The sequence below is a fragment of the Delftia sp. RIT313 genome (assembly GCF_000632165.1).
In the GTDB taxonomy this organism is placed as follows: Bacteria; Pseudomonadota; Gammaproteobacteria; order Burkholderiales; family Burkholderiaceae_C; genus Comamonas; species Comamonas acidovorans.
Genome location: NZ_JFYT01000079.1, coordinates 242,552 through 254,820 on the forward strand (window position 1 = coordinate 242,552; position 12,269 = coordinate 254,820).

Below are 12,269 nucleotides of genomic sequence, written 5' to 3' on the forward strand. Positions count from 1 at the left end.
CCATGCTCGACCATTTGAAGCAAGCCGACTGGGGCACGCCCGCCAGCCCGTCCGAACGCCTGATCACCCTGGAGATCGACGGCCGCGAGGTCTGCGTTCCCGAGGGCACCTCGCTGATGCGCGCGGCCATGGAAGGCGGCGTCAGCGTGCCCAAGCTGTGCGCCACCGACAGCCTGGAGCCCTTCGGCTCCTGCCGCCTGTGCCTGGTGCAGATTGAAGGCCGCAAGGGCTTTCCGGCCTCGTGCACCACGCCGGCCGAGCCGGGCATGAAGGTGCGCACGCAAAGCCCGCAACTGCAGGAGCTGCGCCGTGGCGTGATGGAGCTGTACATCTCCGACCATCCGCTGGACTGCCTGACCTGCAGCGCCAACGGCGACTGCGAACTGCAGGACATGGCCGGCACCGTGGGCCTGCGCGAGGTGCGCTACGGCTTCGACGGCGCCAACCATTTCAAGGGCCAGGCGCGCGCCGAGGTCGATGACTCCAACCCGTACTTCAGCTACGACCCCAGCAAGTGCATCGTCTGCAACCGCTGCGTGCGCGCCTGCGAGGAGACGCAGGGCACCTTTGCGCTGACCATCTCGGGCCGGGGGTTCGAATCGCGCGTCACGGCGGGGCAGGGCGGCAGCTTCATGGAGAGCGACTGCGTCAGCTGCGGCGCCTGCGTGCAGGCCTGCCCCACGGCCACGCTGCAGGAAAAGACCGTGACCGAGCTGGGCCAGGCCGGGCACAGCGCCATCACCACCTGCGCCTACTGCGGCGTGGGTTGCGGCTTCAAGGCCGAGATGAAGGGCGAGCAGGTCGTGCGCATGGTGCCCTGGAAGGACGGCCAGGCCAACGAGGGCCATGCCTGCGTCAAGGGCCGCTTTGCCTGGGGCTATGCCACGCACAAGGACCGCATCACCCGGCCCATGGTCCGCGCGAAGATCACCGACCCCTGGCGCGAGGTCAGCTGGGAAGAGGCCATTGCCCACACGGCAAGCGAGTTCCGCCGCATCCAGGCGAAGCACGGCAAGGATTCCATTGGCGGCATCACCTCCTCGCGCTGCACCAACGAAGAGGCCTACCTGGTGCAAAAGCTGGTGCGCACGGCCTTCGGCAACAACAACGTCGATACCTGCGCGCGCGTGTGCCATTCGCCCACGGGCTATGGCCTGGGCCAGACCTATGGCACCTCGGCCGGCACGCAGACCTTCAAGTCCATCGAGCACACGGACGTGGTCATGGTCATCGGCGCCAACCCCACGGCCGCGCACCCGGTGTTCGGCTCGCGCATGAAAAAGCGCCTGCGCGGCGACGGCCGGCGTGCGGGCGCCAAGCTCATCGTCATCGACCCGCGCGAGATCGAGCTCGTCAAGTCGCCCCACATCCGCGCCGACTACCACCTGCAACTGCGGCCCGGCACCAACGTGGCCATGATCACCTCGCTGGCCCATGTCATCGTCACCGAAGGCTGGCTGGCCGAGGACTACATCGCCGAGCGCTGCGATGCCAAGTCCTTCGCGCAGTGGAAGGAATTCGTGGCCCGGCCCGAGAACTCGCCCGAGGCCATGGCCGAGGTCACCGGGGTCGCTCCCGAACTCGTGCGCGGCGCCGCGCGCCTGTATGCGCTGGGTGCCGAGGACCACGCGGCGGGCACTCCCGTCAACGCGGCCATCTACTACGGCCTGGGCGTGACCGAGCATGCGCAGGGCTCGACCATGGTCATGGGCATTGCCAACCTGGCCATGGCCACGGGCAACGTGGGCCGCGAAGGCGTGGGCGTGAACCCGCTGCGTGGCCAGAACAATGTGCAGGGCTCCTGCGACATGGGTTCCTTCCCGCATGAGCTGCCCGGCTACCGCCACATCTCGGACAGCACGGTGCGCGCCGAGTTCGAGGACGCCTGGGGCGTGGCGCTCAGCCCCGAGCCCGGGCTGCGCATTCCCAACATGTTCGAGGCGGCCCTGGCCGGCAGCTTCATGGGCCTGTACTGCGAGGGCGAGGACATCGTGCAGTCCGACCCCAACACCCAGCATGTGACGGCCGCGCTCTCGGCCATGGAATGCGTGGTGGTGCAGGACATCTTCCTCAACGAAACCGCCAAGTACGCCCATGTCTTCCTGCCAGGCGCTTCCTTCCTCGAAAAGGATGGCACCTTCACCAATGCCGAGCGCCGCATCTCGCGCGTGCGCAAGGTCATGGCGCCGCTGGCCGGCTATGCCGATTGGGAGGTCACCCAGCTGCTGGCCAATGCGCTGGGCTATGCCATGCACTACACGCACCCGAGCGAGATCATGGCCGAGATCGCCGCGCTCACGCCCAGCTTTGCGGGCGTGAACTACGACAAGATCGACCGGCTGGGCAGCGTGCAATGGCCCTGCAATGACAGCACCGAAGAGGCCGGCACTTCCATCATGCACAGGGATCGCTTCGTGCGCGGCAAGGGCCGCTTCATCATCACCCAGTACGTGGCCACCGACGAGAAGGTCACCCAGCGCTTTCCGCTGCTGCTGACCACGGGCCGCATCCTGTCGCAATACAACGTGGGTGCCCAGACCCGGCGCACGCACAACAGCCACTGGCACAGCGAGGACCGGCTGGAAATCCATCCGCATGACGCCGAGGACCGCGGCATACGCGACGGAGACTGGGTCGGCATCGCCAGCCGCGCGGGCGAGACCGTGCTGCGCGCCACCGTCACCGAGCGCATACAGCCCGGCGTGGTCTACACCACCTTCCACTTTCCCGAATCGGGCGCCAACGTCATCACCACCGACAGCTCCGACTGGGCCACCAACTGCCCCGAATACAAGGTCACGGCCGTGCAGGTGCTGCCCGTCCCCCAGCACGCCCAGCCGTCCGACTGGCAGCGCGGCTTTGCGCGCATGCATGAAGAGCAGATCGGCCTGTTGCAAGCCGCGCAGGCCGGCAGCATGGCCGTGGCGGGAGGCAAGTGATGGACAGCGCGAACCTGGTCCGCATGGCCAACCGCATCGGCGAGTTCTTCGAGGCCATGCCCGAGCGCGACGAGGCCCTGCAGGGCATTGCCGAACACATCCGCAAATTCTGGGAGCCCCGCATGCGCGCCGAACTGGCCCGCGTGCTGGCCAGCCCCGACGAGGCGCAGGCGCTCAAGCCCATCGTGCGCGAGGCGCTGGTGCTGCATCCGCTGACCTTGCCGTCGGCGGCGCAGGCTTAGCCAAACCGCTTCTTCTTCGCCATCTCCCGCGCCAGCTCCACAAAGCCGGCAGCGGCCGGTGACAGCCGTTCCATGCTGCGCACGGCCAGGCCGGTGACGCGGCGCTGGCGGGGCGCGAGGCTGCGGTAGACCATGCCTTCGGGCGCCTGCTCGGGCACGGCCAGGCGCGCGGCAATGGCAATGGCGTGGCCCTGGGCCACGAAGCCCTGCATGGAGGACATCTGCTCGAAGTGGTAGATGGCCGCAGGCTGGGCGCCGGCCTCGGCCAGGAAGCGGTCGATGTGCGCGCCCGACCCGGCCGAGGTGCGCACAAAGGCCTCGCCCTGCAGGTCGGCGGCGCGGATGCTGCGCTGGGCCGCCAGCCGGTGCGATGCGGGCAGCAGCGCCACCAGTTCGTCTTCCACCAGGGGCACGGTCTCGAAGCGCTCATCGGGCAGCACGACGAAGCCGATCTCCACCCGCCGCTCCAGCAGCCACTTGACCACGGTGTCGTCGTTTTGCTCGTCGATCTGCACCAGCACGGCGGGCTGGCGGCGCCGGTATTCGGTGATCAGCGGTGGCAGCAGACGCAGCGAAGAGGTGGCGCCGAACGAGGCCACGCGCAGCGTGCCGCGCGCCATGCCGCGTTCGGCATCGGCCTCCTGCCGCAAGGCCTCCTTTTGCTGGAGGATGTCGTTGGCGCGCTGCAGCAGCCGCGTGCCTGCGTCGGTCAGTGGGGAGTGGGGGCCTTCGCGCCGCACCAACTGCACCTGCAGCTCGCCTTCCAGCGCGCGCAGGGCATGGCTGACGGCGCTCTGGGTAATGCCCAGCAGCGCGGCTGCGCGCGAGAAACTGCCGGCGCGGGCCAGCGCCGCGAACACTTCGAGCTGGGTGAAGGTCATGGGATCACGGTGTCCAGGTCATGAGCATTCGCTCATTTGTCTATGAATCGATATGAGCACATAGTACGCGCCATGAATTTTCAACGCTTCTTCGGTCCCCACCTGCGGCTTGTCGGCATGGCCCTGCTGTGGGGCGCTTCCTGGCCTGCGGGCCGCGTGGTGGCACAGAACATGCCGCCGCTGGCAGCCGCCAGCCTGCGCTTCCTGCTGGCCGCCGCCGTGCTGCTGCCCTGGCTGTACTGGGCCGGCGGCATGGCCGGTCTCAGGCACTGGAGCGCCAAACGCTGGCTGGGCATGGCGGCCGCTGGCGCCACGGGCGTGTTCGGCTATGCGGCCTTTTTCCTCATGGGGCTGCAGCATGTGCCGGCCGGCAAGGCGGCCCTGGTGATCACGCTCAACCCCGTGCTCACGCTGGCGCTGGCGGTCTGGCTGTTCGGCGAGCGGCTCAACCGCACCATTGCCCTGGGCATGGCGCTGGCGGCCTGCGGCGCCGTGGTGGTGATCTCGCATGGCCAGCCGCTGGCGCTGCTGCAGGGATCGGTGGGCGCCGGAGAGCTGCTGATCCTGGGCTGCGTGGTCTGCTGGGTGAGCTACACCCTGATCGGCCGCTGGCTGCTCACGGGCGTGGATGCGCTGTCGGCCACGGCCGTGACCTCGACCATGGGCGCGGCCATGCTGCTGGTGGCCAGCCTGGTGGTCGAGGGGCCGGCAGGCCTGCAGGCTGCCGTGCTTGGCAACGCAACCGCCTGGAGCGCGCTGGCCTTCCTGGCCTTCGGCGCCACGGCGCTTGCCTATGCCTGGTACTTCGACGGCGTCAAGGCGCTGGGTGCGGGTGCGGCCTCGGGCTACATCACGCTGGTGCCCGTGATCGGTGTGGCGCTGTCGGCGCTGTGGCTGGGCGAGAGCATCGATGCCAGCATCGTGCTGGGCGGCGGCATGGCCGTGGCCGGCACGGCGCTGATGAACTGGGGGCGCAGGCCTGCGGCTGCGGTGCAGGTGGTTGCCAAGCGCACCGCAGTCCAGAGCTGAACGGACTCCGTCCGGTTCAATCCAGCGAGGCGCCCGAGGTGCGCACGCGCTCGCCCTGCACCTGGTAGTCGCGCGCCAGGAAGTCGCGGTATTCGGCGGGGCTGGAGGCCACGGCCACGTAAGAGAACGCGTCCACCTGGGTCTTGCGGAATTCGGGCTCCAGCAGCACGCGGCGCACATCGGCGGCGATCTTCTCCACCAGGGGCGCCGGCGTTCCAGCCGGTGCCAGCAGGCCGATGTTGAAGACAGCCTGGATGTCGCGCACGCCCGCTTCCTTGAAGGTGGGCACATCCGGCAGGGCGATGCTGCGTGTCTCCGAGGACACTGCCAGGGCCTTGAGCTTGCCCGACTTGATGTGCTGCTCGATCACCGACACGCCCAGCACCGCTGCGTCGATCTGGCCGGCGATGACTTCGGGGATCAGCGGTGCGGCGCCCTTGTAGGGCACGTGCACCATCTCCAGCCCTTCCTGCTTGGCGAACATGGCCAGCGGCAGGTGCACGATGCCGCCCGCGCCCGATGAGCCATAGGTCAGCGGTTTGGTCTTGCCTGCCTGGCGTGCCTGAGCGATGAACTCCTGCAGCGTGCCGGCCTTGGAGCTCTGGGGCACGAAGAAGACCATGGGCACGCTGATCAGGCGGGAGATGGGGGCGAAGTCCTTTTGCGGGTTGTAGGGAAGCTTCCTGTACAGGTGCGGGTTCATGGTCAGCGACGCTTCGGTCGCGGCGAACAGCGTGTAGCCGTCGGGTGCGCTCTTGGCCACGTACTCGGCCCCGATGATCTCGTTGGCGCCTGTGCGGTTGAGGATGACCACGGGTTGCGACCAGACCTTGTTCAGGCGCGTGGCCAGCGCGCGTGCCAGGTTGTCCACGGGGCCGCCGGCCGCGTAGGGCACGACGATGTTCACCGGCTTGGAAGGAAAGGCTGCCGGAGCCTGGGCGTGTCCCAGGGCGGGCACGAGGGCCACGGTGGCGGTCAGCAGGGTTGCGGCGATGCGATGCAGGCTGGACATGGTGTGGGAAGCGGGTACGGTGAAGCAGGCCGCACTCCAAGGGGCGGCCTGCTGTGGAACGGAAGAATCGAAAAAATGGCAGGCCGGAAGGCACCGGAAGGTGGCGGAGCCTCAGGCGCGCACGCGCTCCATGCGTGTCAGCGGCAAGGACTCGCCTTCGCTGACTGCGGGCTGCAGCACGAAGTCGAAGCGCGTGCGGACGAAAGGCGCGTTCACGCCCAGCGACTCATAGCCGGCCGGCGCCACGCCGCGCTCCAGCTCGACGATCAGGCCGTCACGCGTGGCGAAGGCGAAGTCGTCGTCCAGGTAGGTATCGCCGGGCAGGTTGACCTGGGTGGTCAGCGTGCGCATGCCGGATGCAACCACGAGAAAGTGGATGTGGGCGGGACGATGGCCGTGGCGTCCCAGCGCGTCGAACAGTTCCGAGGTGGGGCTGTTCGGCGGTATGGAGTAGCCGGGCGGCACATAGCTGCGAAAGCGGTAGCGGCCCTGGTCGTCGGTTTCTATGCGGCGGCGCAGCTCGTAGGGCTTCATGCCCGGGAAGAAGTGCGAGTAGCCGCCCTGGACATTGGCATGCCAGACATCGATGAGCGCATGCGGCAAAGGCCGGCCGTCAAGATCCAGCACCCGTCCTTCCATCACGAAGACCTCGCCCTGGGGCTCGCCTTCGTCCAGGCGCACTTCGGCTTGCGACAGCGGTGCACCGGCCACGAACAGCGGGCCTTCGATGGCGCGCGGCGTGCCGCCCGCACGGCCGGCACGCGCATCGGCCTCGTCGCTGCGGATGTCCAGCAGCCGGTCGAAGCCCAGGCCTGCCGTGATCAGGCCCAGCTGGCCGCTGCTCCCAAGGCGGCCCAGCCAGTCCACGGCGGCCCAGAACTCGTCGGGCGTGACATCCATCTCGTCGATGGTGTGGAACAGATCGCTGACGATGCGCTGGGTCAGCGCCCGCACGCGGTCGCTGCCAGGGGCGATCTGCTTGCTGTTGACCAGATTCAGCAGCTGGTCCTGGGACAGTTCGGACATGTTTGTCTCCTCGTGGTTTTATGGGATGTCCTGGAAAAGAGAAGCGCTCAGTCCATGCTGATGTTGCGCTCCGTGATCACCTTGGTCCAGCGCACGGACTCGGCCTGCAGGTGCTTGGCCGCCTCCTCGGGCGTGGAGCCCACGACTTCGGCGCCGATGGCCTTGAAGCGTTCGAGCACGTCGGGCTGCTTCATCTCGGCCACGAACACCTGGTTGAGCTTCTTGACGATGGCCGGCGGCGTGCTGGCGGGCATGAAGACGGCGAACCAGGGCGAGACCTCGTAGCCCTTGATGCCGGCCTCTTCCATGGTGGGCACGTCGGGCATGCTGGACGAGCGCTTGGCCGTGGTCACGGCCAGGGCGCGCAGCTTGCCCGACTGGATGTGCGGGCGCGCCGAGGTGATGGAGTCGAACATGTAGTTGACCTGTCCGCCCAGCAGGTCGGAGACGGCCGGGCCCGATCCCTTGTAGGGGATGTGCAGGATGTCCACGCCGGCCAGCGAGTTGAACACTTCGCCCGCCAGGTGGATGGAGGTGCCGTTGCCGGCCGAGGCATAGGTCAGCTTGCCGGGCGAGGCCTTGGCGGCGGCCACCACGTCGGCCACGCTCTTGACGTTGGGCTGGGTGGAGTTGGTGACCAGGATGTTGGGCACCACGGCCAGCACGCCCACGGGGGCGAAGTCCTTGATCGGGTCGTAGCTGAGCTTGCGGTACAGCGGCTTGTTGGTGGCCATGCCGATGGAGGTGATCATCAGCGTGTAGCCGTCGCCGGGCTGCTTGGCCACGAAGTCGGCGCCGATGTTGCCGCCGGCGCCGGGACGGTTCTCGATCACGAAGGGCTGGCCCAGCGTGCGGCCGGCCTTCTCGCCCAGGGTGCGCGCAATGGCGTCCATGGCGCCGCCCGGCGGGAAGGGCACGATCCAGCGGATGGGCTTGCTGGGCCAGTTGGCCTCGGGTGCCTGCGCATGGGCGGCGGGCATCACGGCGGACAGGCACAGGCCTGCGGCTGCGGCGGTCAGAAAACGGCGTTTCACATTCACTTCAGTTGTCTCCGAAAAATTTGGTCTTGGTTTGGGCTGTGCTCAGGCGATGGCCGAGGGGTGCCGGGCCAGCGGCGTGACCTGGATGTCCATGTAGGGGAACAGCGGCAGGCCCTGCAGCAGCTCGTGCAGCTCGTCGTTGGAGGCCACGTCGAACACGCTGTAGTTGGCGTACTCGCCCACCACGCGCCAGATGTGGGGCCAGCGGCCTTCGTGCTGCAGTTGCTGGGAATAGGCCTTCTCGCGGGCCTTGATCTCGGCTGCCACGTCGGCGGGCAGGTCGTGGGGGATCTTCACGTCCATGCGGACCAGATAAAGCATGTTTGTCTCCAGGAGGAATGAAAGGAATTCAGGTCGCAGCCCCGGTCCGGGCCTGCCCCATGTCGAAGTGCTGCGGCTGGCTGTCGGCCAGCGCGCGGTCGAAACGCGCGAGTTGCTGCAGGTCGATCTCCACGCCCAGGCCCGGCCCGTCGGGCAGTTGCAGCTCGAAGTCGCGGATGGCCATGCGCTCGGTGACGATGTCGTCCACCAGCAGCTGGGGGCCGAACAGCTCGCAGTTGTAGTGCTGCCCGCCCAGCGTGGCAAAGACATGGGCCGAGGCGGCCGAGCCGATCGAGGTCTCCAGCATGGTGCCGCCGTACCAGCCGATGTCGGCCGCCTGGGCGATGGCTGCCACCTTGCGCGTGCGCAGCAGGCCGCCGTGCTTGGCCACCTTGAGCGAGAACACATGGCTGGCCTGCTCGCGCGCCAGGCGCATGGCGTCGTAGGGCGTGCACACGCTCTCGTCGGCCATGACCAGCGCGCCCTGCAGCGTGGCCGTCAGCTCGCGCAGCGCGGGCACGTTCCAGCCGGCCACGGGCTGCTCGATCAGGGTCACGCCGGCATCGATCAGCTGCGGCAGAAAGCGCCGCGCCGTGGCGCCGTCCCAGGCCTGGTTGACGTCCACGGTCAGCGTGGCGCGGCCCTGCAGGCCGCGTGCGATCTCGCTCACATGGGCCACGTCGGCCTCGGGCGTGCGCGCGCCGATCTTCATCTTGAAGATGCGGTGGCGCTTTTGTTCCAGGCGCAGATGGGCCTCGGCCAGGTCGCGCTCGATGTCGCCGCTGGCCAGCGTCCAGGCCAGGGGCAGGCTGTCGCGCTGCTTGCCGCCCAGCAATTGCCACAGCGGCAACTGCAGGCTGCGGGCCACGGCGTCCATCAGCGCGATCTCGACGGCGCTCTTGGCAAAGGCATTGCCCTTGCAGGCCAGGTCCATGCGCGAGAGGCAGGCCTCGAAGCGCGCGCCGTCCTGGCCGATCAGGCTGGGCGCCAGGTGGTTGGTGATGGCGTGGTGGATGCTCTCGGGCGATTCCTCGTTCCACGACGGGCCGCCGATGGTGGCGGCCTCGCCAAAGCCCGTGGCGCCATTGCGCAGCCACAGCTGCACGATCACCGGGCTTTGCCGGCTGATGGAGCCGAACGACAGCTTGTGCGGACGGATGGTGGGAATGTCGAGGATCCGCGCCTCGATGCGCTCGATCAGGAAACGGTCTTGCATGGCAATGGCGTGTGTCTTGGCTGGCGGCGGCTGCCGGCGATGGACACAAGCGTAAATCCATGCATTGTGTGGATCTATTGAATTATTTGTGAGAAATCATTCGATGGTGTCGATGTGTTGAATGCCTGCGCGGCAGGCAGGGGGCGCGGCAGCCTTGTGCTGCGCACGCCTTCTGGCGACTGGGTCAGAAACTGCTGCGCAGCGTGACCATGATGCTGCGCGGCAGGCCGTAGTAGTTGCTGCGCGTGGCGGTGCCCACGCGCTCCCAGTAGACGCGGTCGAAGAGGTTGTCGATGTTCACAGCCAGCTTGACCTTGGGGGTAAGCGGGTAGGCGGCATAGACGGACCAGACGCCGTAGCCACCCGCGCGCCAGCGCACGGTGCCCAGGGTGTCGTAGAACTCGCTGACGGCGCGCACGCCCGCGCCCAGCTCCAGCCCCTGGGCCACGGGGCCGGCCACGCGGTAGCGCGCCCACAGGTTCACGCTGTGGCGCGGCGACATGGTGCTGAAGTCGGTGCCCGTCTGCGTGACGGTGCCCTGCAGGTATTTGGAGCGCATGTAGGCGTAGCTGGCCGCCACGTCCCAGCGCGGCGACAGCGAGCCGACCACTTCGGCCTCGAAGCCTTCGGAGCGCACCTTGCCTGCGGGGATGACGAAGGCGGCATCGCCAGGGTCGGCCAGCGCGCGGTTGGTGTCCTGCATGCGGTAGACGGCGGCGGTGGCGCTCAGGCGTCCGTCCAGCAGGCTGCCCTTGATGCCGGCCTCCACCTGCCGGCCCTCGCGCGGGGCGATCTGGCCGCCGCCGGCCAGGCGCCCGCTTTGCGGCTGGAAGATGCGCGACTGGCTGGCGTAGAGCGTCCAGCTGTCGTTCAGATCGAAGAGCACGGCGCCGAAGGGCGTGAACTGGCCATCGACCTCGTAGCCCGAGCGCGTGTTCTGCAGCCGATCCGAGGTTTCTGTCTTCCACCAGCTCTTGCGCGCGCCCGCCACCAGGGTGAGGGCCTGCGTGGGCTTGATGCGCAACTGGCCGTAGACGCCGCGCAGGCTGGTGCGCGTGATGTCGTCGGCAAAGGGCTTGAAGCTGGGCTCGGGAATGGAGGAGGGGTCGTAGTGGAACAGGTCGGCCGGCGTGTTCATGGCGCCGCGCAGCATGCGCAGGTGCATGTTGGAGCTGCGGTAGTCCGCGCCCGCGATGAAATGGTGCGTCTGCCCGGCCCATTGCCAGGGCGTGCTGTAGTAGATGTCGGCCGTGGTGTCGGCGTAGTCGCGGTCCACGGTCTGGGCCTGGGTGAAGCGGCTGATGCCGGTGTCCGAGACGGCCGAGTAGCCGTTGATGTACTTGTCGCGCTGCTGGCGCAGCACGCGGCGCGCGGCCACCTTGAACAGGCCGCCGCCGTCGAGCCGCGTCTCCGACTCGATGAAGCCGGCCAGCGATTCGGGCGCGGCGCGGCCCCAATCGGCGGCAATGGCCACGTCGCGCGGAATGGGGGCCAGCCTGCCGTCGGCGTGGGCGGGCAGGCCGGTGTCGTAGTTGCCCCGGCCGCGCTGCCAGGTGGCGCCCACCGAGACCGTGCTCTGGGAAGTGATGTCCAGCTCCACCGTGCCGTACAGGGCCTGCTTGTGGCCGTCCATGGCCATCACGGGGCTGCCGAAGTTCTCGTGCAGCGCCACCACCCGGCCACGCAGGCGGCCATCTTCGGACAGCGGGCCGGTGACATCCACCTCGGCCCGCTTGCGGCCCCGCGAGCCCAGGCCGATGGCGCCCTGGCCCTGGTAGTCCGGCAGGGCGCGCTTGCGCACCAGGTTGAGCATGACGCTGGGCTCGCCCGCGCCCGAGAACAGCCCGGCCGGCCCGCGCAGGGCCTCGACCCGGTCGAACAGGGCCAGGTCCAGCGTTTCCTGGGTGGCCGGGTTGCCGCTGACGGTGAGACCGTCCAACTGGTAGGTGGAGGACTGGTAGCCGCGCGAGAGGATGTCGCTGCGCCCGCCCGTGCTGCTTTGCCGGCGCACGACGATGCCGGGCACCACCTTGGCGGCTTCGGTGAGCTCCACGAAGTTCTGGTCATCGAGCTGCGCGCGCGAGATCACGGACACGGACTGCGGCGTCTCCCGCGCCGTCAGCTCGATCTTGGTGGCCGCGCTGGCATAGGGCGCCCGGTAGCTGCCCGTGCCTTCCGTGCGGCCGTCGCGCAGGGCCGTGGCCGTCACCCGCACTTCGTCCAGCGCGGTCTGCGGGCGCGCCGGGGTGGGACGCAGCAGCCAGCCGCCCTGGGGCTGGGCAGAGGCTTGCAGCCCGCTGCCGGCCAGCAGGCGCTGCAGTGCCTCGGCCGGCTCCAGGCGGCCCTGGACGGCGGGCGCGGTCTTGCCTGCCAGCAGGGCGCTGTCGGCCGCGATGCTGGTGCCGGTGGCGCGCGCCAGGGCCTTGATGGCGTCGGACAGCGGCTGGGCCGGCAGGTCGATGTCGGCAGGGGCGGCCAGGGCTGGCGTGCAGGCCAGTGCCGCCGCGCAGGCGAGCAGGGACAGGCAGGCGCGTGCCGGGCGGGAGGAAAGAGGGCGGGCGGG

General features: G+C 68.7%; 10 protein-coding genes. 3 read left to right on the forward strand and 7 right to left on the reverse strand.

Features of this window, described 5'->3' with window-relative positions:
- Positions 1–2 precede the first annotated feature (2 nt).
- Together fdhF and BW39_RS23210 are read left to right on the forward strand one after the other, a co-directional pair.
- Positions 3–2,939: a formate dehydrogenase subunit alpha gene (gene fdhF, locus BW39_RS23215; RefSeq protein WP_043824567.1), complete on the forward strand. Its 2,937-nt coding sequence runs from the start codon at positions 3–5 to the stop codon at positions 2,937–2,939.
- Positions 2,939–3,181 carry a formate dehydrogenase subunit delta gene (locus BW39_RS23210; protein ID WP_013803888.1) on the forward strand — a complete coding sequence of 81 codons (243 nt, stop codon included), beginning with the start codon at positions 2,939–2,941 and terminating at the stop codon, positions 3,179–3,181. The genes fdhF and BW39_RS23210 overlap by 1 nt, the downstream gene beginning before the upstream one ends.
- Here the strand turns inward: BW39_RS23210 and BW39_RS23205 are convergent.
- A complete protein-coding gene (locus BW39_RS23205; RefSeq protein ID WP_043824565.1) occupies positions 3,178–4,062 on the reverse strand; it encodes a LysR family transcriptional regulator in 885 nt (294 codons plus the stop codon). The two genes, BW39_RS23210 and BW39_RS23205, sit on opposite strands and share 4 nt — an antisense overlap.
- 72 nt (positions 4,063–4,134) lie before the next feature.
- Here BW39_RS23205 and BW39_RS23200 point away from each other — a divergent pair, with 72 nt between their 5' ends.
- Positions 4,135–5,091 carry a DMT family transporter gene (locus BW39_RS23200; protein ID WP_043824562.1) on the forward strand — a complete coding sequence of 319 codons (957 nt, stop codon included), beginning with the start codon at positions 4,135–4,137 and terminating at the stop codon, positions 5,089–5,091.
- A 16-nt stretch (positions 5,092–5,107) separates the two neighbouring features.
- Here BW39_RS23200 and BW39_RS23195 read toward each other — a convergent pair whose 3' ends face one another.
- The 6 genes from BW39_RS23195 to BW39_RS23170 all read right to left on the reverse strand — a co-directional run.
- Complete coding sequence (locus BW39_RS23195) at positions 5,108–6,103, reverse strand: Bug family tripartite tricarboxylate transporter substrate binding protein (protein WP_012203791.1); 996 nt, start codon at positions 6,101–6,103, stop codon at positions 5,108–5,110.
- A 111-nt stretch (positions 6,104–6,214) separates the two neighbouring features.
- Complete coding sequence (locus BW39_RS23190) at positions 6,215–7,129, reverse strand: dioxygenase family protein (RefSeq protein ID WP_043824560.1); 915 nt, start codon at positions 7,127–7,129, stop codon at positions 6,215–6,217.
- 47 nt (positions 7,130–7,176) lie between these two features.
- Positions 7,177–8,169, reverse strand: a complete 993-nt coding sequence (locus tag BW39_RS23185; protein ID WP_012203793.1) for a Bug family tripartite tricarboxylate transporter substrate binding protein — start codon at positions 8,167–8,169, stop codon at positions 7,177–7,179.
- Positions 8,170–8,211: 42 nt separating this feature from the next.
- The gene (gene catC, locus BW39_RS23180) at positions 8,212–8,490 is read right to left on the reverse strand and encodes a muconolactone Delta-isomerase (protein WP_034390814.1); all 279 of its coding nucleotides are present in this window, start codon (positions 8,488–8,490) and stop codon (positions 8,212–8,214) included.
- Between the two features lie 28 nt (positions 8,491–8,518).
- Positions 8,519–9,706 (reverse strand): muconate cycloisomerase family protein, encoded by a 1,188-nt coding sequence (locus tag BW39_RS23175; protein WP_043824557.1) that lies wholly within the window; start codon positions 9,704–9,706, stop codon positions 8,519–8,521.
- Between the two features lie 184 nt (positions 9,707–9,890).
- Positions 9,891–12,269: TonB-dependent siderophore receptor (locus BW39_RS23170; RefSeq protein WP_043824554.1), on the reverse strand; the 2,379-nt coding region annotated here is incomplete at its 5' end.

Coding starts and splice junctions, on each gene's coding strand:
- fdhF (WP_043824567.1), top strand. CDS start 3: ATGCTCGACCATTTGAAGCAAGCCGACTGGGGCACGCCCGCCAGCCCG.
- BW39_RS23210 (WP_013803888.1), top strand. CDS start 2,939: ATGGACAGCGCGAACCTGGTCCGCATGGCCAACCGCATCGGCGAGTTC.
- BW39_RS23205 (WP_043824565.1), bottom strand. CDS start 4,062: ATGACCTTCACCCAGCTCGAAGTGTTCGCGGCGCTGGCCCGCGCCGGC.
- BW39_RS23200 (WP_043824562.1), top strand. CDS start 4,135: ATGAATTTTCAACGCTTCTTCGGTCCCCACCTGCGGCTTGTCGGCATG.
- BW39_RS23195 (WP_012203791.1), bottom strand. CDS start 6,103: ATGTCCAGCCTGCATCGCATCGCCGCAACCCTGCTGACCGCCACCGTG.
- BW39_RS23190 (WP_043824560.1), bottom strand. CDS start 7,129: ATGTCCGAACTGTCCCAGGACCAGCTGCTGAATCTGGTCAACAGCAAG.
- catC (WP_034390814.1), bottom strand. CDS start 8,490: ATGCTTTATCTGGTCCGCATGGACGTGAAGATCCCCCACGACCTGCCC.
- BW39_RS23175 (WP_043824557.1), bottom strand. CDS start 9,706: ATGCAAGACCGTTTCCTGATCGAGCGCATCGAGGCGCGGATCCTCGAC.